The 21,330-nt window shown below is 42.7% G+C and carries 22 protein-coding genes; 8 read left to right on the forward strand and 14 right to left on the reverse strand.

Features of this window, described 5'->3' with window-relative positions; genetic code table 11:
* The first annotated feature begins 31 nt into the window (after positions 1-31).
* Complete coding sequence (locus tag VJL_RS07290; RefSeq protein WP_038876825.1) at positions 32-949, forward strand: 1,4-dihydroxy-2-naphthoate polyprenyltransferase; 918 nt, start codon at positions 32-34, stop codon at positions 947-949.
* 75 nt (positions 950-1,024) lie between these two features.
* A complete protein-coding gene (rraA, locus tag VJL_RS07295; protein ID WP_038876827.1) occupies positions 1,025-1,558 on the forward strand; it encodes a ribonuclease E activity regulator RraA in 534 nt (177 codons plus the stop codon).
* A gap of 81 nt (positions 1,559-1,639) precedes the next feature.
* On the opposite strand, the gene zapB is transcribed toward rraA, so the two are convergent.
* Complete coding sequence (gene zapB / locus VJL_RS07300) at positions 1,640-1,882, reverse strand: cell division protein ZapB (RefSeq protein ID WP_038864886.1); 243 nt, start codon at positions 1,880-1,882, stop codon at positions 1,640-1,642.
* Positions 1,883-2,227: 345 nt separating this feature from the next.
* On the opposite strand from zapB, the gene glpX reads away from it, so the two are divergent.
* From glpX to VJL_RS07315, 3 genes are all read left to right on the forward strand, one after another.
* The gene (gene glpX, locus VJL_RS07305) at positions 2,228-3,235 is read left to right on the forward strand and encodes a class II fructose-bisphosphatase (protein WP_012126871.1); all 1,008 of its coding nucleotides are present in this window, start codon (positions 2,228-2,230) and stop codon (positions 3,233-3,235) included.
* Between the two features lie 666 nt (positions 3,236-3,901).
* The gene (locus VJL_RS07310; protein WP_038876829.1) at positions 3,902-4,516 is read left to right on the forward strand and encodes a helix-turn-helix transcriptional regulator; all 615 of its coding nucleotides are present in this window, start codon (positions 3,902-3,904) and stop codon (positions 4,514-4,516) included.
* A gap of 120 nt (positions 4,517-4,636) precedes the next feature.
* Entirely contained in the window at positions 4,637-4,999 is a 363-nt protein-coding gene (locus VJL_RS07315) for a DUF3135 domain-containing protein (protein WP_152436633.1), read from the forward strand.
* Here VJL_RS07315 and VJL_RS27780 read toward each other — a convergent pair.
* The 3 genes from VJL_RS27780 to VJL_RS07325 all read right to left on the reverse strand — a co-directional run bounded on the left by VJL_RS27780 (position 4,996) and on the right by VJL_RS07325 (position 6,566).
* Positions 4,996-5,283: a GIY-YIG nuclease family protein gene (locus tag VJL_RS27780; RefSeq protein WP_081634931.1), complete on the reverse strand. Its 288-nt coding sequence runs from the start codon at positions 5,281-5,283 to the stop codon at positions 4,996-4,998. The two genes, VJL_RS07315 and VJL_RS27780, sit on opposite strands and share 4 nt — an antisense overlap.
* Positions 5,284-5,732: 449 nt before the next feature.
* The gene (locus VJL_RS07320; RefSeq protein WP_038876833.1) at positions 5,733-6,155 is read right to left on the reverse strand and encodes a DUF805 domain-containing protein; all 423 of its coding nucleotides are present in this window, start codon (positions 6,153-6,155) and stop codon (positions 5,733-5,735) included.
* Between the two features lie 63 nt (positions 6,156-6,218).
* Entirely contained in the window at positions 6,219-6,566 is a 348-nt protein-coding gene (locus VJL_RS07325) for a 5-carboxymethyl-2-hydroxymuconate Delta-isomerase (RefSeq protein ID WP_038876834.1), read from the reverse strand.
* A 515-nt stretch (positions 6,567-7,081) separates the two neighbouring features.
* Here VJL_RS07325 and tpiA point away from each other — a divergent pair.
* Together tpiA and VJL_RS07335 are read left to right on the forward strand one after the other, a co-directional pair.
* A complete protein-coding gene (tpiA, locus tag VJL_RS07330; RefSeq protein WP_038876836.1) occupies positions 7,082-7,852 on the forward strand; it encodes a triose-phosphate isomerase in 771 nt (256 codons plus the stop codon).
* 298 nt (positions 7,853-8,150) lie between these two features.
* On the forward strand, positions 8,151-9,500 hold the full coding sequence (locus VJL_RS07335) for an MBL fold metallo-hydrolase RNA specificity domain-containing protein (protein WP_038876838.1): 1,350 nt from the start codon (positions 8,151-8,153) through the stop codon (positions 9,498-9,500).
* A 68-nt stretch (positions 9,501-9,568) separates the two neighbouring features.
* Here the strand turns inward: VJL_RS07335 and VJL_RS07340 are convergent, their stop codons facing one another.
* On the reverse strand, positions 9,569-10,735 hold the full coding sequence (locus VJL_RS07340) for a nucleotide sugar dehydrogenase (RefSeq protein ID WP_038876840.1): 1,167 nt from the start codon (positions 10,733-10,735) through the stop codon (positions 9,569-9,571).
* 174 nt (positions 10,736-10,909) lie between these two features.
* On the opposite strand from VJL_RS07340, the gene wecA reads away from it, so the two are divergent.
* Positions 10,910-11,983: a UDP-N-acetylglucosamine--undecaprenyl-phosphate N-acetylglucosaminephosphotransferase gene (gene wecA, locus VJL_RS07345; protein ID WP_038876841.1), complete on the forward strand. Its 1,074-nt coding sequence runs from the start codon at positions 10,910-10,912 to the stop codon at positions 11,981-11,983.
* 76 nt (positions 11,984-12,059) lie between these two features.
* On the opposite strand, the gene VJL_RS07350 is transcribed toward wecA, so the two are convergent.
* From VJL_RS07350 to VJL_RS27530, 9 genes are read right to left on the reverse strand one after another with little or no spacing between them, the layout of a single operon-like run.
* Entirely contained in the window at positions 12,060-12,470 is a 411-nt protein-coding gene (locus VJL_RS07350; RefSeq protein ID WP_038876843.1) for a WbuC family cupin fold metalloprotein, read from the reverse strand.
* 1 nt (position 12,471) lies between these two features.
* Entirely contained in the window at positions 12,472-13,686 is a 1,215-nt protein-coding gene (locus VJL_RS07355) for a glycosyltransferase family 4 protein (protein ID WP_227741124.1), read from the reverse strand.
* The gene (gene wecB / locus VJL_RS07360) at positions 13,671-14,801 is read right to left on the reverse strand and encodes a non-hydrolyzing UDP-N-acetylglucosamine 2-epimerase (RefSeq protein ID WP_038876849.1); all 1,131 of its coding nucleotides are present in this window, start codon (positions 14,799-14,801) and stop codon (positions 13,671-13,673) included. The genes VJL_RS07355 and wecB overlap by 16 nt, the downstream gene beginning before the upstream one ends.
* A gap of 20 nt (positions 14,802-14,821) precedes the next feature.
* On the reverse strand, positions 14,822-15,925 hold the full coding sequence (gene wbjC / locus VJL_RS07365) for a UDP-2-acetamido-2,6-beta-L-arabino-hexul-4-ose reductase (RefSeq protein ID WP_038876851.1): 1,104 nt from the start codon (positions 15,923-15,925) through the stop codon (positions 14,822-14,824).
* Positions 15,926-16,963 carry a polysaccharide biosynthesis protein gene (locus VJL_RS07370; RefSeq protein ID WP_038876853.1) on the reverse strand — a complete coding sequence of 346 codons (1,038 nt, stop codon included), beginning with the start codon at positions 16,961-16,963 and terminating at the stop codon, positions 15,926-15,928.
* Positions 16,963-18,156, reverse strand: a complete 1,194-nt coding sequence (locus tag VJL_RS27525; RefSeq protein ID WP_081634933.1) for a CDP-glycerol glycerophosphotransferase family protein — start codon at positions 18,154-18,156, stop codon at positions 16,963-16,965. Before VJL_RS27525 ends, VJL_RS07370 begins: the two co-directional genes overlap by 1 nt.
* A gap of 7 nt (positions 18,157-18,163) precedes the next feature.
* Positions 18,164-19,216: an acyltransferase family protein gene (locus tag VJL_RS07380; RefSeq protein ID WP_038876855.1), complete on the reverse strand. Its 1,053-nt coding sequence runs from the start codon at positions 19,214-19,216 to the stop codon at positions 18,164-18,166.
* Between the two features lie 5 nt (positions 19,217-19,221).
* Entirely contained in the window at positions 19,222-20,292 is a 1,071-nt protein-coding gene (locus VJL_RS07385; RefSeq protein ID WP_038876857.1) for an EpsG family protein, read from the reverse strand.
* Complete coding sequence (locus VJL_RS27530; RefSeq protein ID WP_081634935.1) at positions 20,282-21,322, reverse strand: glycosyltransferase family 2 protein; 1,041 nt, start codon at positions 21,320-21,322, stop codon at positions 20,282-20,284. Before VJL_RS27530 ends, VJL_RS07385 begins: the two co-directional genes overlap by 11 nt.
* Between the last annotated feature and the right edge of the window lie 8 nt (positions 21,323-21,330).

Consider the following 21,330-nt stretch of genomic DNA (forward strand, 5'->3'; position numbering starts at 1 on the left):
TGGGCACATTGGTTACTAGCACGAAATATCCATGAAACAATCTCTAAAGATCTGGCTTGAAGCCGCGCGTCCTAAAACATTACCGCTTGCACTGGTATCAATTTTGACCGGTAGCGTACTCGCCTATTCAGCGGGACACTTTTCTCTGACCATTGCCATCATGGCTTTCGTCACAGCTACGTTACTGCAAATACTATCTAACCTTGCCAATGATTATGGCGATGCAGTCCAAGGTACAGATAATGACAACCGCTTGGGACCTCAGCGCGCGATGCAGTCTGGCGCCGTCACTGCCGCTCAGATGAAAATGGCGATCATCTTTAATATCATTCTGACCGCAATTGCTGGCTTAACTCTGGTGTTTTACGCACTGAGTTCTTTTGAAAGCATCATTACTTTTATCGGCCTAGGCATTCTTGCCATTATCGCGGCGATTGCTTACACAATGGGTAGTAAGCCTTACGGCTACGTCGGCCTAGGCGACCTGTCTGTCTTCATCTTCTTTGGTTTACTTGGCGTATCCGGTACCTACTTCCTGCATACCGGTCATGTGGATGCGACATTGTTCTTACCAGCATTAGGCTGCGGTTTGTTAGCCGTAGCAGTGCTGAACATCAACAACATGCGTGACATTGAGAACGACAGCGAATGTGGTAAACGCACGATGGCAGTTCGACTTGGTCAACGTAAAGCAAAGCAATACCACTTCATCTTACTCGGTGGCGCCCTACTCGCCTTTGCGGCTTATTTACTTATTCAAGACAAGCCGGTTTGGCTCAGCTTACCCTTCCTGCTAAGCATCTACGTAGTAGCGAATCATGGCAAAGCGGTTTGGGATACCGAAAAACCCGCACAAATTGCCCCAATGATGCCCGTTGTTGTGAAGTGCTCGCTCGTTACTAACGTTTTATTTGCAACAGTTGTGGTAGCTCAAACTCTGATGAGTTAAAAAGGGATTGTCATTGCATTGACTTAATGCCTAGATATACTCAAAGACAACAGTTTCTGTTTAGAAAGGTACGCTATGGAATACAATACCTCAGCACTCTGTGATATCTATCTTGATCAGGTAGATGTAGTTGAACCGATGTTCAGTAACTTTGGCGGCCGCGCGTCGTTTGCCGGGCAAGTGACGACGGTTAAGTGCTTTGAAGACAACGCACTGATCCGCGAAACACTAGAACAAGACGGAATCGGGCGAGTATTGTTGATCGACGGCGGTGGGTCCCTACGCAGAGCCTTAATCGATGCAGAAATCGCAACCCTTGCAGAAGAAAATGAATGGGAAGGCATTGTCGTTTACGGTTGCGTCCGCGAAGTGGATGAACTAGAAGACATGAACCTTGGCATTCAAGCGCTCGCCTCTATTCCTGTTGGTGCTGCTAATCAAGGCGTTGGTGAAATCGATGTTCCAGTAAACTTTGGCGGTGTTAGCTTCCTACCGGAAGATTACATCTATGCAGATAGCACTGGCATCATTCTTTCTCCAGAACCGCTCAATATCGACCTCGAGTTGGATAAGGATGAAGAGGAAGAAGATGAGGAAAGGTTAAACTAACCTAACGCCATTTACGGCTACTAGCCAAATACGCAAACACCCGCCGAAGCGGGTGTTTTTGATTCTGGATACTTAAGTGGATTATTCCACTTCGTCCATCTTGCCAAGTAGTGCACGAATGCGCTCTTGCCACTGAGCGTGCTCTTGTTGAGCTTGCTGAGATTTTTGCTCAAGCTCTTCACGTTGAGAACGCATTTCGTTAGCTTCAGCTTCTAATTTCACTTTGTCTTCTTTCAGCTCTTCTACTTCCATCTGAAGAAGAGTGATTGTGTCAACTGCAGTTTGAATTTTCGCTTCTAGTTTTTCTAGTACTTCAAAAGACATCTTGGCCTACCTATTGTTATTCCGTGGGACGATGGCGAGCGTTCGCTTGCACCTTACCTATGAGGTTCATTCTACTCAGCGTAGCGATGAGAAACACTTACTATATTCGATATTTTGCATCATTCGGTTAAAAAATCGGCGCAATCTCACTAAACGCTGACTTTTCTTATCCTAGAAGCATTTTTGAGCAATGTATTTTCCCATCACTACCCCATAAACTCACCCAAGTATTGATCAAATTCAACTTAGTTAAAGTAAAAGCTCAGCAAAAAGGCAAACGTTTAACTGACGATGTGATAAAATCGCCGCGCAAATTATTCTTCCCTCTTGTTACTTGGAGACATCATGAAACGCGATTTAGCAATGGCATTTTCCCGTGTTACTGAAGGTGCCGCTTTGGCTGGTTACAAATGGCTTGGCCGTGGCGACAAAAACGCAGCGGATGGTGCTGCTGTTGAAGTAATGCGCACCCTGCTGAACAAAACAGACATCAGTGGTGAAATCGTTATTGGTGAAGGTGAGATCGATGATGCACCAATGCTGTACATCGGTGAACAAGTGGGTATTGGTGGCGACGAAGTCGATATCGCTGTAGACCCAATCGAAGGTACTCGCATGACCGCAATGGGTCAATCTAACGCACTGGCAGTATTGGCCGCGGGTGAGAAAGGCAGCTTCCTTAAAGCACCAGACATGTACATGGAAAAGCTGGTTGTTGGTCCTGGCGCTAAAGGTGTTATCGACCTAGGTAAGCCACTTAAAGAAAACCTAGAAAACGTAGCAAAAGCACTGAATAAACCTCTTGATACGCTAGTCGTTATTACGCTTGCGAAGCCTCGTCACGATGAAGTGATCGCAGAGATGCAAGCCATGGGCGTTCGCGTATTCGCTGTACCAGACGGTGATGTAGCCGCTTCAATCCTAACTTGTATGCCAGACAGTGAAGTCGACATGATGTACTGCATCGGTGGTGCACCAGAGGGCGTGGTATCGGCAGCGGTGATTCGTGCACTAGACGGTGACATGCATGGTCGTCTTCTTCCTCGTCATGAAGTAAAAGGCGATACGGAAGAAAACCGTATCTACGGCTCAGCAGAGCTACAACGCTGTGAAGAGATGGGTGTAAAAGCAAACGTAGTATTGAAGATGGAAGACATGGCGCGCAGCGACAACGTAGTCTTCTCTGCAACTGGGATTACTAAAGGTGACCTGCTAGAAGGCATCTCTCGTCAAGGTAATATCGCAACAACAGAAACCCTACTGATTCGTGGCCGTTGTCGTACTATCCGTCGCATCAAGTCTACGCACTACCTAGAGCGTAAAGATCCAGAAGTGCGCGATATTATTCTTTAGGCATTGTTCGAGGCTCCCGCTCACCCAGAGCTGGAGCTTTTCTTTCCTTGTAAGTCATTTACGCTTCCTCTGTCATCATAAGAGTGCGTTATTCTAGCGAGCACTAACGAGGCTAAGGATCTAGTAACAGCAGCCCCTATTCTTTCCTACTCACCTTAAACCACAGCACAAACTGACAACAGATTCTGAATCACACTCGTTCCTCGTTGTTCAGAATGACGATTACTTTAGCAAGCTATAAACCAAAAGAATTCGTCATCCTAGCGAGCTCAAACGAGACTAAGGATCTAGTAACAACCTCCAACTCTTCCTCATTCACCTTAAGTCAAAATACAAACTGACAACAGATTCTGAATCACCTCGTCCCTCGTTGTTCAGAATGACGGTGACTTTTAGAAGCTCTAAACCAAAAGAGTTCGTCATCCTAGCGAGCTCAAGCGAGACTAAGGATCTAATAACAGCGCCCCAACTCTTCCTCATTCACCTTAAGTCAAAACACAAACGGACGATAGATTCTGAATCACCTCGTCCCTCGTTGTTCAGAATGACGACATATATTTGTTCGCATGAGCACAGACCCAACAAATCCACACACAAATTAAGTCAACACTTTTCTTTACTAACCCTATCGCGCATAATATGTACTGACGTATAAATGGTGGGTATATGAAGACCGTAGATAGGATTTTGCAAATCGTTAAGCGTGATGGCTCTGTCACCGCAAAACTGCTCTCTTCTGAACTGGGTATGACAACCATGGGTGCGCGTCAGCATCTGCAAGGTTTGGAAGATGACGGCATCCTGTCGATTCATGATGTAAAAGTCAAAGTGGGTCGCCCTGCCCGCCATTGGTCTCTGACCCAAAAAGGTCATGAGCAGTTTGCAGATCGCCATGGTGAGTTGACCATTCAGTTTATCGAAGCCGTAGAGCACATCTTCGGTAAAGATGGGTTGGAAAAAGTCACGTCAGAGCGCGAGAAACTCACCTTACAAAACTATCAACAGCATCTAGAGCAGTGTGACTCTCTAGAGAGCAAACTAAAGACATTGGTTACTCTGCGTGAACAAGAAGGCTACATGGCAGAACTAGAACAAGATGAACATGGTTTTATCCTCATCGAAAACCACTGCCCTATTTGCAAAGCCGCGACTCGCTGCCCAAGCTTGTGCCAATCTGAGCTCAACGTCTTCCAGTCACTTCTCGGCAGTGACACAAAAATAAAGCGCGATGAGCACATCATCAGTGGCCAGCGTCGCTGCGTGTACCGCATTCAAGCCTAATATCTCGACTCTCTTCCACTTTATTATGAACATGCACTCTTATTAATGAGACGACGTTGTAATTCCTTCTATCTCCGTTTCTACATGGATTAAGCTTTTAGTAACTAGGAGCAACATCCAATGGATTTGGAGATAGCCATGCCAAGCACCTACAAACCACAAGTTTTACCCTCATTCGATGAAATGGTAAAAATGGCGGAACGCGATCCCGAAGCCTTTGAGCAGTTCCGTCATGATATGGCAAAAGAGATGATCGAAGGTGCCTCAGAGCAGATGCAGCCAAGGTTATGGGCGCAACAAAGCCATATAGACAGAGTCATCCATAACTGTAAAAACCCCAATCACACTAATGTCGTGTTGATGAATGAACTACAGAAACAAGTCGTAAAATTCAGAGAGGCATTACAAGGGGAAGCGGCACCAACTCAAAAAGCCGATGTAGTTGAGTTGAAGGCGTTGAAAGGTAGAGATGATTTTTACTAAAACTCATTGGATAAATCGAGAAAGTCAGGATTCGTTTTTCTCACTAAATCTAACTTCCACTCTCGCTTCCATTGTTTCAGCTGCTTTTCTCGGTTTATGGCTGCAACCATGTCTTCGAACAGTTCAAAGTAAACGAGCTTATGAACGTTATACTTCTTGGTAAAACTCTCAACGACTCCGTTTTTATGTTGCCATATTCTTTGGGGCAGTTGACTGGTAACACCAATGTAGAGAACAGAGTTATTTTTTGAAGTTAGGATGTAAACGCAAGGTGTTTTGTCGATGGTTCACTCTCCTTAATGACTTATTGTTAGTTTCTTATTGTGATTCACCAGCAATAAGCTTACTTCAAACTCGGAGCACTCGGTGAGTAGATTCTGAATCACGCTCGTCCCTCGCTGTTCAGAATGACGGTTAATTTAACTTACTATTAAATAAATTAAATCCGTCATTCTCGCGAGCCCCAGCGAGACTAAGAATCTGCTTTCAGCCAGTACGATACCTTAAAAAAGACTCCTTCTCGCAGCTACTTTAAGTCACTATTAAATAAAGAAATCCGTCATTCTAGCGAGCTTCAGCGAGACTAAGAATCTACTTTCAGCCAGTACGACGCCTTAAAAAGACTCCTTCTCGCAGCTACTTTAAGCCACTCTTAAATAAAAGAAATCTGTCATTCTCGCGAGCTCCAGCGAGACTAAGAATCTACTTTCGACAAGTTCGCTACCCAAAGGCCTTACTTCGGCTCAGGACCGTAGTTGTTCTGACCTGCTGTACCTTTCAAGAAACCACACTCAACCAGAATCCACAGACCACAAATCAGAGAAATCGAAGCGACCATCATTTGCGGTGTTGATGGGTCTTGCGCTACTGGGTTCGTCATTGGCGTTGCAACTCGCCCAATGATCAACGGGATATTCAACGCTAGCCAGTAAATCGACTTATTACGGTCATGCCAGCGCTTAGTGGTGATCGCCAAATCTGGGATAAGAAGAATCAACAAGAAGATAGGCAGAAGAATATAAGAAAACGCAGGGAATAACTTACTGATGCCAGCACCGAAGCCCAAGATCATGATGTAGTAAATGATATTCCACACCCAGTAAGTTTTACGGCCTATACGCCCTTGGAAAGAAAACAGTAGTTCTTTAATCGACATCGAAACACTCAACATATTGAAAGTGCGACAACTCCTTGGCCGCACTAAGTAAATCTAGTGTGTCTAATTTACCACCTTCTGGAAGCAATCAATATCCATATCTCGAACATTCACAGTCAAACTGCGAACATGGCTCGCTTGTTCTTGCAACACCACCATCAGTGCTCTTGATAATTCCCGCTTCTGTTCTGAGCTTCTTCCTGCGAGCAAATCAAAGTTGATATGGATGAAGTCAACACTATCGCCCTCTTCCCCTACCAGCCAGTTGTGGCAACGAAGCGCACGAGATTTGACGGACGCCAACTCGAACAAACCACTGTCTAAAGTCACTTTGTGTAGGTCTTCTAATAGGCCTTGAACATTCACACGCTCATCGACCGAGTTGGAATATTCTAAAACTAAGTTTGGCATTTTGATTCCTTTCTTATTACGGCTAACTTTTAACCCGTAGTAATACCAATCTAAGCGGCAATTTCCGAGGAATGGACTATCATTCTGTCTACGCGATCACCAATCGATTGCTTTTGACAAAATGGATAGACCCAAGTGACCTCAAGATACAGGGTCCAGAGCGTTGTCATTGATTCTCTGTTTACCGAAAAAGCAAGCTAGGAAAACAACGCAGCATCGGTTCAATGACACGCTCCCGAAGGGCGAGCTGCCTTGGTCTGCATACTTTGTTAACAATTTTTAATTTAGAACCACTAGATCTTCAAATTGTTGCCTCGCCTGCAAACCAAGCCATTCTCGCTGAACCTAGCATCTCGAGGTTACTTGGGTATAGAACAAATGCAGCACCGACCAGATGAAGAAAGCCGAATAAGACATGACGCCAATCATGATCTGTTCACATTATTCTGTTATATTCCTACGTAGATTTTTTACATTAATAGACTATTTACATTAAAGATAAGGGAGATATTCCTATGCGTCGTCCTGTAGTGATGGGTAACTGGAAACTAAACGGTAGCAAAGCAATGGTAACTGAGCTGCTAGCTGGTATTAACGCTGAACTTGAAGGCGTTGAAGGTGTTGACGTAGCAGTAGCTCCACCAGCTCTTTACATCGGTCTAGCTGAGTGTGTAATCGCAGAAGGTGATAACAAAGTTATCCTAGGCGCACAAAACACTGACCTAAACAACAGCGGTGCTTTCACTGGCGATATGTCTCCAGAAATGCTGAAAGACTTCGGTGCTTCTCACATCATCATCGGTCACTCAGAGCGTCGTGAATACCACAACGAATCTGACGAGTTCATCGCGAAGAAATTCAACTTCCTAAAAGAAAACGGTCTAACGCCTGTTTTCTGTATCGGTGAATCTGAAGCTCAAAATGAAGCTGGCGAAACTGAAGCAGTATGTGCACGTCAAATCAACGCAGTTATCGACACTTACGGTGTTGAAGCTCTAAACGGCGCAATCATCGCTTACGAACCAATCTGGGCTATCGGTACTGGTAAAGCAGCAACAGCTGAAGATGCACAACGCATCCACGCTTCTATCCGCGCACTGATCGCAGCGAAAGACGAAGCAGTTGCAGAACAAGTAATCATCCAATACGGCGGCTCTGTTAAGCCAGAAAACGCTGAAGCTTACTTCTCACAACCAGACATCGACGGTGCTCTAGTTGGCGGCGCTTCTCTAGACGCTAAGAGCTTCGTAGCTATCGCTAAAGCAGCGGCAGCAGCTAAAGCTTAATTTCGCTTTTTACTAAGCAGAAATAGCAAAGGGATGCATTACGCATCCCTTTTTGTTTGCTTACGACCGACTCAGTAAATTCTGTCATTCCGAAGAACCTAAGCGACATCAGGAATCTACTAACCACATGTGTCAAACCTAAAGTTAAGTAACGAAAAACGACTTACATCAAAACAAAGAACTAAATCGCACTTCCAGTTATTCCCACTCAATTCCATCCAACCAACGAACTCTATTCACTTACCCTGCTCTCAAGATCTACTATTGACCTACGCCTGTTCAAGGAGGAGCAATCGACATGACAACACCAATATCAGACATCGTCAGTGTGATTCACCATGGTGGGAAACATACCGTCACTGGCTCTTGTCATGAGTTGAGGCTGCCGCACGGCAGCATCTTGATCGATTGTGGACTCTTCCAAGGCAAAGACATCCATTTTGGCAACCGCAAGGCGTCACTGGATATTGAGTTTCCGGTAAAACACATCAAAGCATTAGTCCTAACTCATGCTCACATCGACCATATTGGACGCCTACCTTGGTTGTTTGCAGCTGGATTTAACGGCCCCATTTACTGCACCAAAGCAACAGCCGAACTGGTACCGCTCATGCTAGAAGATGGATTAAAGCTGCAACTGGGTTTGAACTTTCATCAGCGTCAACAAGTCCTCAACGTCATTAAAAAACAGATAAGACCCCATGACTACCAACAATGGCTGCCACTTGGCAAACAATGTTACCTGCGCTTTCAACCTGCTGGACACATTCTTGGTTCCGCTTATGTGGAATTCAAACTCTCTAATCATGAAATCATCGTGTTTTCCGGAGATCTAGGTCCGTCCAATACCCCGCTCTTGCCCGATCCAAAGCCGCCAAAGCGTGCCGACTATTTGTTCATCGAGTCCACATACGGCAACAAAGAGCATGAAGACATTGCCACTCGAACTGAACGCTTGAACGCCATTATCGATCACGCACTGCAAGACGGTGGTGTAATTCTGATCCCAGCTTTCAGCGTAGGACGTACGCAGGAACTGTTATTCGATATTGAGCAACTGATTCACCAACGCGACTTGTCGTCTTCTTTGCCAATTATCCTAGACTCACCGCTTGCGAAAAGAGTCACGAAAACCTACCACCGTTTCAAAAAACTGTGGGGAAAAGAAGCAAAGCGAAAGCTCAACAATCATCGTCATCCCCTCGCCTTTGAACAATGCATTACTGTGAAAAGCCATAGAGAACATCAAGCATTAGTGAATCGACTAGCCTCCACCGATGAGCCTGCAATTGTCGTCGCGGCATCCGGTATGTGCGAAGGAGGAAGAATCGTCAATTACTTAAAAGCACTCTTACCAGACGAAAGAAATGATGTGTTGTTTGCGGGCTATCAAGCGCAAGGAACCTTAGGTCGAGAAATCCAATCAGGCTGCCACACGGTAGATATCGATAATCAACCAATCGAAGCCAACGCACAGGTCCATACCATCTCTGGTTATTCTGCACACGCAGACCAAAGCGATTTATTGAAGTTTGTTACTGGGATTCCAACACAACCAAAAGCCGTGCATTTGATACATGGAGAGAAAGAAGCAAAAAAAGAGTTAGGAGAGAAGTTGGAAGCAGAGGGGATTGAGGTGGTTAATTAATTGGAGCTGGTTAGGGGTAAGAGCAAAGAAAGAAGGCCCTAGCAAACTAGGACCTTACCGGATATTGATTAGTCACTACCAAACAAGTCACGCGTGTAAACTTTATCCGCTACGTCTGCTAACTCTTCCACCATACGGTTAGAAACAATCACATCCGCACTTTGCTTGAACTCATTCAAATCTTTAATTACTCGAGAATTAAAGAAATCTTCTTCTTTGAGTACTGGTTCGTAAACTACGACCTCAACACCTTTTGCCTTGATACGTTTCATGATGCCTTGAATAGAAGAAGCTCGGAAGTTATCAGATCCCGCCTTCATAATTAAACGGTAAATACCGACAACTTTTGGTTCGCGTTTAAGAATAGATTCCGCTACGAAGTCTTTGCGAGTGCGGTTCGCATCGACAATCGCACCGATAATGTTGTTTGGCACTTCTTGGTAGTTCGCAAGCAACTGCTTGGTGTCTTTTGGAAGGCAGTAACCGCCGTAACCAAAGGATGGGTTGTTGTAGTGATTACCAATACGAGGGTCTAGACCAACACCTTCAATGATCTGACGCGCATCCAAACCATGCGCTTCTGCGTAAGAATCTAGCTCATTGAAGTACGCGACACGCATAGCAAGGTAGGTGTTTGAAAACAGTTTTACGGCTTCAGCTTCTGTCGAATCAGTAAATAGGACTTGAATATTTTCTTTTACAGCCCCCTCAACCAGCAAGCTAGCGAATACTTCGGCACGCTCACTTCGCTCACCGACGATGATACGTGATGGGTGAAGGTTATCGTAAAGCGCCTTACCCTCACGAAGAAATTCTGGAGAGAAGATTACATTCTCACAACCAAGCTCTTCTTTAATGCGAGCCGTGTATCCCACTGGTACGGTAGACTTAATCACCATCACCGCATCAGGGTTAATTGCCATCACATCTTTAATAACTGCCTCAACTGAAGAAGTGTTAAAGTAATGCGTAACGGCATCGTAGTCAGTGGGCGTTGCAATCACAACATAGTCTGCGCCTAGATAGGCTTTATGCTTATCCGTTGTTGCAGTAAAGTTTAGTTCCTTATTCTTAAGGAAATCTTCAATCTCAGCATCAACAATTGGAGACTGTTTTTTATTGAGTAATTCAACCTTTTCAGGAACGATATCTAGTGCAACAACTCCATGGTTTTGAGCTAACAACATGGCGTTTGAAAGGCCGACATAACCAGTGCCAACGACAGCAATTTTCATGAATATCCCCTTAAAACTATCAAGCTAAGAATACTCCTCCTCGTAAATGACATCAACTCTAGAGGCACTTCTGTGAACACAGTTAGCTATAAATATCCTATTACTAACTTTTTCATGTCTTTAATTTACGTTAGAATCGCATAGATTAAATTTAATAATACAGTTGGCTAATGTATGTTCCTCGAACTCAGTTTTATCTTTTTCTCTTCTTTTGCCACGCTCTTTTTAATGCGAAAAGTAGCAAAGAAAGTAGGCTTAGTTGACAAGCCCAACGCTCGTAAACTACACAATGGTGCAGTCCCTTTAGTTGGTGGAATCTCTATTTGTTTAGTTCTTACACAATACCTCACTTTTAAACCAGAAATTATCGAACATAGCTGGCTTTATCTACTTTGCATCTGCGTGTTAACAGCTGTCGGAGCCGTTGATGATAAGATCGACCTCAACTTCAAAGTTAGAATGGGCATTCAAGCAGCGTTATCTATAGTAATGATGAAAGTAGCGGGTATTGAGCTACATAGCCTAGGTGACATGTTTGGTTTTGGTGAGATATCCCTTGGCTGGGCTGGCAGTTTGGTGACGATCCTAGCTGTAATTGGAGCAATAAATGCCTTTAATATGGTTGATGGGATTGACGGCCTGCTAGGTGGATTATCTATTGTAACCTTTGGCGCGTTAGCATTTTTACTTCAAGTCGATAGCCAGCATGGCCTTGCCTATTTATGTGTCGTAATTATAGTAGCGATGCTACCTTACATTTGCATGAACCTTGGCGTTTTGGGGAGAGAGAGAAAAGTTTTCATGGGCGATGCTGGAAGCATGATGATCGGCTTTACTGTCATTTGGCTATTATTAGGTGTCAGCCAGGTTGAAAATTCAGAACCTTTGATGCGCCCAGTCACGGCTCTTTGGCTAATCGCAGTCCCACTAATGGATATGGCTGCAATAATGATCCGCCGCATACGCCGTGGAGATTCACCATTCAAACCAGATCGTGAGCACCTGCACCATATATTCCAAAGATTAGGGTTAGGGCCAAAACAAACTCTTATTTCAATTTGCTTTATTGCTTCACTTTATGCAAGCGTAGGCATTTATGGAGAGGCAAGAGATATCCCAGAATCAGTCATGTTCAGTTTATTTATTGGATGTTTTGTTGTTTACTCATTAATTCTTACCTATATCTGGCGCATAACTAGCTTCCTACGTAAGAAGTTAAATAAAGAGTCTCCAACACAAGAAGTATAAGTACTCATCCATTGTTACTTGATTTCAGGAAAAAACGTCTTTTTTATCATTTAGGTGCATTTCTGTATAACATTACTTACTTGGCTATCATCACAGGTACTTTAGCGAATTGAGGATTAAATGGGCCTTCTTTAACTTCCAGTAACAGAGCTTTATCGGAAAGACATTCCACACTGTGGATGTCTTTCGGTAGAAACTCGATAACCCTTACCCTCTGACCATCGCCGACAAGGAGCTCTGAAGCAACACTCCCGTCAAAGTTATACTGACACACTCTAATCACACCACTTACGACGATAAACATCTCCCATTGATGTGAAAGTTCGTGATAATGAGGTTCAACATAACTTCCCTTTATTAAAGCGATGAATAGCCTCTGAACCTTTTCACCATAATCAGCATGTAAATTATGGTGTGCCCTTTTTCTTGATGAGGTTTGCGCTCTTTCAAAAAGTACAGATAAGCTCTCATCATTATAAGTGTTCATACTATTCCTTCAATGCTTCGATAATAGTTGCTCCTGCCGCCTGAACAGAAAACTCTTGCTCAAGCAGAGAATATGCCCTACATCCTATTTGCGCTCTCAATTCCACGTTTTCATACAGTGATAACGCATTCTTATAAAGTACGTCGTCTTCACCATTGACAGAAATCATCCCCGCATTATTGTCATTAATAATGTCGAGTAAATCATTACCGCGATTCACACTACCTAAAATTGGAATGGACTGAACCATATATCCTAGGAGTTTACCTGGAAAGTTATGGGCAGTATGCTGAGCGGAAAGCGAAAAAAGGCCAATATCAATATCCGCGAGGAGATCCTTAAACTCATTCTGATCTACTGATGGCAGGTAAGTGAAATTATTAAGCCCCCATTCTTTAGCCAACTGGTTAATAAGAGCAACCTCATCACCTTGGCCAACAAAAAGAAAATGTGCTTTTCTATATGAACTCATCGCTCTAGCTAGGCGCATCAAATTCGCCATGTCTTGAGCATGACCAATATTGCCTCCATAGAAGTAAATGACCTTGCCTTCCAAATTTAGTTGGCGACGAATACTGTCTTTCTGAGAAGACAGTATATGCGGGGTAAGCTCTGCCCAATTTCTTAATATTTCGGAAGTATAACGATGGCCTGTGATCTCGTTAAAAAGCAATTGATTTTTTTCAGACATTAAACCAATGGTATCGGCTTGCTCATAAGAAAGTTTTTCAAAGAATCGAAAATATCTTTCAATCAATGAACCTTGCTTTATCATGCCGGCATCGATAACCCATTGAGGAAATAAGTCTCGCAAAACCAAGTACGCTTTACATTGGCAACGTACTTTAATTTTTGAAACAAGTCCCCCAAAGAAAATCGATGGTGAGTAGTAAACAATGCCATCAAACGTATCTGGCTTAACTTCATGAGAAATGGCATTCCAGGCACGAGTTGACAACAACGTTTCATTAACAGCTCGCTTTACTTTGGGTACATCTTTAATTGCACCACTGGAGAATCGCCAAACTTTTACGTTATCTATAACACTTTTTACTAACTTTGTTTGTTGCCCTTGTTCGGGGGTAATAACAATAACATCATGTCCTAGAGCTGCGTAGTGGCAAGCCAATTCATGAAACATTTTTGCCCCAACACGGGTACTGCGGGGCAAGTAGTCATCAATAATTAAAGCTAAGCGCATTAATACTTTTTCCAAACGACACGATTCACGTAATCAGTGTACGAGTGAACAATACGAACGACCTTATCTGACACATTCGGCATGCTGTAATCTTCCACTCTTCTTAATAAACGAGTCTCGCCACTTGGCTGGCTTTCCAGTATCTGCAAGCCCTGTATGATGCGCTCAACTTCTAGACCCACCATCATCACCGCGGCTTCTTCCATTCCCTCTGGACGCTCGTGCGCTTCTCGTAAGTTCAACGCCGGAAAATTCATAATCGATGACTCTTCATTGATTGTGCCACTGTCTGAAAGCACCGCTTTCGCGTTTTTCTGAAGATGGTTGTAGTCATGGAAACCTAACGGCTTCAGAAGCTGAATGTTGGCATGAAACTCAATACCTTGTGCTTCTATGCGGTTTCGTGTGCGAGGGTGAGTCGATACGATAACTGGGTATTCATACTTCGCCGCTACTGCATTTAAGCTCTCCGCCAATTTAGCAAGCTGCTTTGGTGAATCGACATTCTCTTCTCGGTGAGCACTCACCACAAAGAACTCACCTTTCACCAAACCAAGACGCTCAAGAACGTCTGAGTTATCGATTTGAGGCATGTAGTGGTTCAGCACCTCAAACATTGGACTGCCCGTTTTAATAACGCGGTCGGCTGGAAGCCCTTCCGCTAACAAGTAATCACGAGCAATCGTGCTGTAAGTAAGGTTAATGTCTGCGGTATGATCGACAATACGGCGATTGGTCTCTTCAGGAACTCGTTGGTCGAAACAGCGATTGCCCGCCTCCATATGAAAGATAGGCACCTTACGACGTTTCGCTGGAATAGCAGAAATGCAAGAGTTGGTATCACCTAGAACCAGCATAGCTTCCGGCTTTATCTCTTCCAGCACTTCATCCACTTTGATGATGACCTGACCAATAGTTTCAGCCGCGTTCTTGCCTGCTGCATTAAGAAAGTAATCCGGCTTACGGACCCCTAAGTCATTAAAGAAGACTTCGTTAAGCTCGAAGTCATAGTTCTGACCGGTGTGCACTAGAATATGCTCACAATGCTCATCCAATTTTGCCAACACACGGGACAGACGAATAATCTCAGGACGCGTGCCAACCACCGACATGACTTTTAATTTCTTCATTTTTGTTTTCTCTTCCAAGTTTACAGTGGGAACGCAAAGGTATCTGGCGCTTCTCGGTCAAAAATCTCATTTGCCCAAAGCATAACGATCATCTCTTCATCGCCAATATTCGTGATGTCATGTGACCAACCTGGCACAGTCTCGACGATTTGAGGAGCGCAGCCTTCTGTCTCCAGCTCATAGCGCTCCCCCGTCCCAATGTGTTCAAACTTAAAGCGAGCTTTACCCTTTAAGACAAGGAACTTTTCATTCTTGCTATGATGATAGTGCCCACCTCGAGTTATACCAGGGTGCGCGGTAAAGAAAGAAAATTGGCCTGCTTGCTTTGTTTTTAGCATCTCGCTAAACACACCACGCTCATCACCATAACTAGGGATGCTATAGCTAAATTGCTCAGGTGACATATAGCTTAAGTAAGTCGAGTACAATGCACGAACCAACCCTGTACCCACATCTTCCGTAACTAAGTTATCTCGACTCTCTTTAAACGCTCGCAGTAAATCCGCCACCTCACCAACTGTGGTTGGATACTCCGGTGAAACAGCTTTGGCCCCACTCGGCTCAGTACCATCAAGTAAAGCAATTAAGCTACGACAAACGTCATCGATATAAACAAGCGTTACCGGAGCTTTAGGGTCGTTGATGGTAATATCTAGGTCATTGAGTGTGTTGTAACAGAAAGTGGCAACAAATGAGTTGTAGTTTGGGCGACACCATTTTCCAAACACATTAGGAAAACGATAGATATAAAATGACGCACCGCTTTCTTGCCCATATTGCTCAACACTCTGCTCGGCAGAGCGTTTGCTCTGTCCATATGCGTTGTCTTGAAGAGCTTGAGTGGAAGAACTCACCACAAGGGGAATCTTTCGACCACTAGCTTTAAGCTGTTCGACAACGAAATCAGTAAAATCGGCGTTGCCCTCTTGGAATTCCGCTTCTGTTTTTGGGCGATTAATTCCAGCTAAGTGATAAACAAAGTCAGCCTCAGCTAACGCATGAATCGTTTGCTCACTTGTGGTATCACGGTCAATTTCAACAAGGTCTTCATAGCCATGCTCACGAAGCATGACACAGAGGTTTTTTCCAATGAAACCTTTTGCACCTGTTACAACAATCTTCATCTATACGCCCTCTGGTACAACCAAACTTCCAGCTTCAATATCGACAATGAAATCAAGCTTACGTAATAGCTCAACCATACCCTCGACATCCAAACGCTCAGTATTGTGAGAGTTGTAATCTTCGATAAGGGATAGGTCTTTCTCACCTTCTTCATTGTATTTTGAGTAGTTAAGATCTCGATTGTCTGATGGGATGCAGTAGTAGTTGCCTTGGTCCTCTGTTACAAACATTTCTTCACGGCTACACAGTGCTTCATACAACTTCTCGCCGTGACGAGTACCAATAACGTTAATCTGGTGCTCATCCTTATGAGTAAGGCGTAATAGTGCTTGAACTAATACATTAATAGTCGCTGCAGGCGCTTTCTGTACGAAGATATCGCCATTGGTTCCGTTAACGAAAGCATGCAACACAAGGTCAACCGCATCGTTGAGGGTCATCATGAAACGAGTCATGTTCGGGTCAGTGATGGTGATTGGCTGGCCGTTGATGATCTGACGCAAAAACAGTGGAATCACTGAACCGCGAGAAGCCATCACGTTACCGTAACGAGTCGCACAAATAGTTGTGTTGGTGTGCTCTAGGTTACGGCTCTTAGCAACAATGACTTTTTCCATCATCGCTTTTGAAATGCCCATCGCGTTGATAGGATAAACCGCTTTGTCGGTACTCAGGCAAACCACGCGCTCAACATTATTTGCAATCGCCGCTTCGAGTACGTTCTCAGTACCCAATACGTTGGTTTTTACTGCTTCTAGAGGGTAAAACTCACAAGAAGGTACTTGTTTTAACGCTGCCGCATGGTAAATGTAATCCACTCCCCGAGTTGCATTGAGAATGCTTTGGTAGTCTCGAACGTCACCGATATAGAACTTAAGCTTATCGTTGTTGTACTTCTTTCTCATATCATCTTGTTTTTTCTCATCACGAGAAAAAATACGAATCTCTTTGATATCGGTTTCTAAGAAGCGATCAAGAACGGCATTACCGAATGAGCCTGTACCACCAGTAATGAGAAGAATTCTGTCTTTAAACATTATTTGCTGTCTCTATAGTCTTTCATTAATTCATAAATACGTTTGCAGTTGTCCCCATCAAACTTGTGGAACTTTCGTTTGGTACTGAGCAATAGCTCACGATCAAAGTCACCAGACAACGAGTTAGAGAGCACTGTTTTAAACTCTGCAAATGAACTTGGTTTTGGCCCAGGAGTGACTACGTGATAATCAAAGTTAAACCCTGGGTTCTTCGTGTATTCTTCAATGTCGTATGGAAGAAACAGCATCGGTCTATCTAGATGTAAAAAGTCGAAGTAAATACTTGAGTAATCAGTGATCAGCATGTCGAATGCATTGATGTACTCCATAACATCTGGAAAGGCGTCTTGCTCAAAAGAAACAACATTGGGCAATTTGAGGATTTCTTGGTTGTTCTGAGCATCAAGCAAGTGCGCTCGCACAAAAACAAAGATATCCTCGCTTTCGAGATAAGATTGTAGCTCCTCGAGCTTGAGATCTTCAAATGGAAAAAAGACCGTGGAAGGACGCTCATCCGGGTAGGTTTTAAATGGGTTAAGACTGAACGCTTTTGCTGGAGCATTTCTCCAGGTAGGGGCATACAACACCAATTTCGATTGTTCAGTGATACGAGCATCGAGTGCTCGTACTTGCGCAGCATTGTCTTTGGTAAAAACGGCATCGTTCCATGCTTGTCCAGTAACAACGACACTACTCGGCTTGCATCGAAAACTGTCGACAAGCACATCGGAGACAGTATCTGAGGTGCTAGTCACAATGTCATATTTAGGATACACAAACGAGAACAACAAGCGCTTCAGAGCATTGATGCTGACGTCTTTATAGAGAACTTTCTTGAGCGGAATACCATGCCAAAGATTGACACACAACCTACCGACGTCAAAGAAAGGGACCTTGATCGGAAGCCCAGTCGAGGTCACCCAGATTCCAGCAGACATAATCCAACGGATGTTTTCTACTCCTTGATTGGAGATAAATCCGCCCCCAAACTCCTGATTTAACTGCTCTCGAAGTCTGTTATTATTCACAACAAATTTGCACTCGAGGTCAGTGTTTGCGATACAGAACTCAAAAAGGTGTTTTGAGTTTTGATTAAAACTCGCTCCCGATGCTGAATAGAAAACAACTCGATTAACCTTTTTAGGAAAGATTAAGTAGTATATTAAATAACTTAATTTTAAAATTACACTCATTACAAAATCACACTTTATTCTCTGCGAAAGCCTTTCTCTTAAAAGATAGAGATGGACGTTCAATCAAACGCCAAGACAATATTCCTGAAAGCAAAGTTAACACTATCACCAATGAAAACTTATAGATTGACGATAAGTCTAAATCGATAACAAAGTTAACCCAAAGCATGTGGTATATGTATACCCCATACGATATATCGTTTCTGTTTAGCATCTTTTCAGACAAACTCGGCATCGAATAAGCCGCACTAATAACTAACAATGATAAAGTCACCACCAGAATCGGGGTTAGATAAGACCCATAGGTAATGAATCCGCTTACCTCCATTACATTCGCTAACACTAAGTGCAACAGTAAAAATGTAACGAATCGCCCCTTAACCCAGCTTATCACTTGCTCACTATAAGTTTGAACTATCACCCCCAAAATGAAGTAATAGACAAAAGGTAAAAAGGTCACCCCGAAAAGCTTATTGATTACCCCTCTATGCTCCACGGTAGTGAAATAAAGCCCATAGACTTGGTTAACTACTACAAAGCTAATCAAAACTAACAGAATAAACCACTTCCTGTTGGCCTTAAAACGCTCAACAAAGAGATAGATTAGCGGGGCAAGTATATAGAACTGTAATTCCACGGGTATAGTCCAGAGACTACCATTGATCACACCCACACCATAACCACGAAGAAAGTCAGGATTGTAAAACTGTCCTACAGTAGCTTGTGCCACTAGCCACTTTGACAACGCCAATAAGCTAAAATCAATTTGCTGGTTGAACAAAACAAACGCTAGCGTTACTAACAAGCATACTAAAAGTGCTGGGTATATCCGTACAATTCGATTAAAAGCATAACTTCTAATATCAGGGCTTCTTTTATAAGCAGATGAAATTAAGTACCCACTAACAAAAAAGAAAATTGGCACACCTGGAAAATAGCGAAGAAAGTAGTCATACAAAACTAGTTCCACACCCAAATGATGGACACTGTGCCCTATAACCACTTGTATAGCAGCAAACAAACGTATTAAATCAAAGTTATTTATTTTTGAAAACTTCATAAACTTTAAATATTTCCATTAAAGACTTGAACAGAGTAATACCCAAAATAAAAATAAAGCAACGAATTCACTAAAACTAAAAAACCAGAATATAAATATCTATCTCGAGATAATTTAACAATTAGAGATGATAAAAACATAGCTTGAAAAAACACCAAGTAATATAGTACCCTATTAAAGATTGGGTTATAGTAAAAAACCATGCCTAGCGAATATGTTATTATTGATAAATTGTAAAAAAGAATCATATCATCACGTCTTTCATGCCTCACCAAATACGCACCAACCAAGCAGAAGATCAAATTAACAAACATTCCCAGCCCTAACCCTCCAATATATGAATTCATATGCTCGGAGACCAAATAAAAGCGATATGGGGTACTAGGAGGTAATGAGTGATATAACCAATCTGCTAATACAGCCACAAATTTAATTTGACCTAAAATAAAACCGATTACAGCTATAGAAATCAATATGATTGTGGGGATATTCCTCTTAATGATGGGCAAGAAAATAGGAATAAAAACAAATAAAATCGCAGTAGGGTGAAATAACGCGGCTAATAATGTACTGAAAGTATATTTTTTGATCTTTCCGTATGGCAAATGACTAAGGAAGGAATACGCTAAGACTAAAGAGGCTAAAGATGATCTTAAAATATTGAAGCTACTTGTAAATGTCAAACAAAAATAGACAATCAAAAAAATTAAAAATGTAGTCTTACCATAAAGCTCAATTACTTTTTTATAAATAAGAAACTGAAATAAAACCTGAAGAGCCGATACCGTAACAAATAATAGCCTAGGATCATTACTTATCAAGTTAAGGTTATCAAAAAGAAAGTTAAATATTACTCCTTTTGATGCATCGAACGGAAACTCTCCTTTGTATAATCCAATATATGAAGGGTAATCCGTCCCTATATTAACCTGTGTTGCTGTTGTTATGAACAACGGAATCAGTAAGAAAGCTAGCGATAATATTTTATTTTTATTCAATATTTTAGAATAGATAATGGGATATATAAATAATACATACACTGAACAAATTAATGGATACAGTACATTAACTGCCATTATCTAGCCCCTGATTTTTACTTACTACCAACTTTTTTTCTTTTAATATTCGTTTGATGCGACTCAACTTACCTATAAATCCAAATACACGCGCAAGGCACATCGTTTCTAGCTTGTAGTAAAAACCATAAACTACACCGACTTTTTGACAAAGGTTAACAAAGCCACCATTTTGGGAAACAATGAACGCTCTAACCTCGCTGTACACCGATAAGATTTCTTTATCAAATTCAAGTCTCAGCTGATGTCGGTGTTCATCTAACAAAGCCAGCATATGCGCTAGCTTCATGAGCGCACAACGACTACGACATAAATCGTTATCTTTTAGCACCTTAGAATAACTTAGAATCACCGAACGAAGATCTTGAAAATGTTCTTTCGTAATCGCTCTACGAGTGGTTGAGCTCGCATTATCTCTGTATCCAACACAAACAATGTTGAGTCTAGCTATACGATTGGATGAGTAGATGCCTTTTAAAGTTGGAAGTTGGTCTTCATAATAAAACCCACCAACGCCAGATATCACCTTGCTAATGTAAAAATCACGGCGCCACAATTTGTCCCAATTGTATGCGGTATACATAAACTGGTTAATGTACTCCTTACCGGTGTACACGCTCACAGGCTTGAGTGTGTGAGCAGAGTCTTTCGAAAACCTTGGCTGGTCAGAAAAAATGACATAGTCATAAACAGCCATATCCAAGTCATTTTTAGAAGCGACAGTGTAGATTTCACCTAAAGCGTTAGGTGCCAAGAGATCATCACCATCTAAAAAGACAAGATATTCCCCTGTCGCTTTTTCAGCGCCTATTTCTCTAGCCTTTGCAGGCCCCTCATTAACCTTATTGATCACTCGAAGAGATGCGTACTCGTTCTCGAGTTGGGCTAAGATGTTTTGAGTATTATCATTTGAACCGTCATTAATGCAAATGACCTCAAATAGGTCTAGGTCTTGATTCATGGCCGAACGGATACACTCTTCTATGAATCGCTCGCCATTATATACAGGGATAATGATGGAAATTTTCATTAACAATC

Source organism: Vibrio jasicida CAIM 1864 = LMG 25398 (assembly GCF_000400365.1).
Classification (GTDB): Bacteria; Pseudomonadota; Gammaproteobacteria; order Enterobacterales; family Vibrionaceae; genus Vibrio; species Vibrio jasicida.

Excerpts from the sequence above, each read along its gene's own strand:
- VJL_RS07290 (WP_038876825.1), top strand. The coding sequence starts at position 32 with ATGAAACAATCTCTAAAGATCTGGCTTGAAGCCGCGCGTCCTAAAACA.
- rraA (WP_038876827.1), top strand. The coding sequence starts at position 1,025 with ATGGAATACAATACCTCAGCACTCTGTGATATCTATCTTGATCAGGTA.
- zapB (WP_038864886.1), bottom strand. The coding sequence starts at position 1,882 with ATGTCTTTTGAAGTACTAGAAAAACTAGAAGCGAAAATTCAAACTGCA.
- glpX (WP_012126871.1), top strand. The coding sequence starts at position 2,228 with ATGAAACGCGATTTAGCAATGGCATTTTCCCGTGTTACTGAAGGTGCC.
- VJL_RS07310 (WP_038876829.1), top strand. The coding sequence starts at position 3,902 with ATGAAGACCGTAGATAGGATTTTGCAAATCGTTAAGCGTGATGGCTCT.
- VJL_RS07315 (WP_152436633.1), top strand. The coding sequence starts at position 4,637 with ATGGATTTGGAGATAGCCATGCCAAGCACCTACAAACCACAAGTTTTA.
- VJL_RS07320 (WP_038876833.1), bottom strand. The coding sequence starts at position 6,155 with ATGTCGATTAAAGAACTACTGTTTTCTTTCCAAGGGCGTATAGGCCGT.
- VJL_RS07325 (WP_038876834.1), bottom strand. The coding sequence starts at position 6,566 with ATGCCAAACTTAGTTTTAGAATATTCCAACTCGGTCGATGAGCGTGTG.
- tpiA (WP_038876836.1), top strand. The coding sequence starts at position 7,082 with ATGCGTCGTCCTGTAGTGATGGGTAACTGGAAACTAAACGGTAGCAAA.
- VJL_RS07335 (WP_038876838.1), top strand. The coding sequence starts at position 8,151 with ATGACAACACCAATATCAGACATCGTCAGTGTGATTCACCATGGTGGG.
- VJL_RS07340 (WP_038876840.1), bottom strand. The coding sequence starts at position 10,735 with ATGAAAATTGCTGTCGTTGGCACTGGTTATGTCGGCCTTTCAAACGCC.
- wecA (WP_038876841.1), top strand. The coding sequence starts at position 10,910 with ATGTTCCTCGAACTCAGTTTTATCTTTTTCTCTTCTTTTGCCACGCTC.
- VJL_RS07350 (WP_038876843.1), bottom strand. The coding sequence starts at position 12,470 with ATGAACACTTATAATGATGAGAGCTTATCTGTACTTTTTGAAAGAGCG.
- wecB (WP_038876849.1), bottom strand. The coding sequence starts at position 14,801 with ATGAAGAAATTAAAAGTCATGTCGGTGGTTGGCACGCGTCCTGAGATT.
- wbjC (WP_038876851.1), bottom strand. The coding sequence starts at position 15,925 with ATGAAGATTGTTGTAACAGGTGCAAAAGGTTTCATTGGAAAAAACCTC.
- VJL_RS07370 (WP_038876853.1), bottom strand. The coding sequence starts at position 16,963 with ATGTTTAAAGACAGAATTCTTCTCATTACTGGTGGTACAGGCTCATTC.
- VJL_RS27525 (WP_081634933.1), bottom strand. The coding sequence starts at position 18,156 with ATGAGTGTAATTTTAAAATTAAGTTATTTAATATACTACTTAATCTTT.
- VJL_RS07380 (WP_038876855.1), bottom strand. The coding sequence starts at position 19,216 with ATGAAGTTTTCAAAAATAAATAACTTTGATTTAATACGTTTGTTTGCT.
- VJL_RS07385 (WP_038876857.1), bottom strand. The coding sequence starts at position 20,292 with ATGGCAGTTAATGTACTGTATCCATTAATTTGTTCAGTGTATGTATTA.
- VJL_RS27530 (WP_081634935.1), bottom strand. The coding sequence starts at position 21,322 with ATGAAAATTTCCATCATTATCCCTGTATATAATGGCGAGCGATTCATA.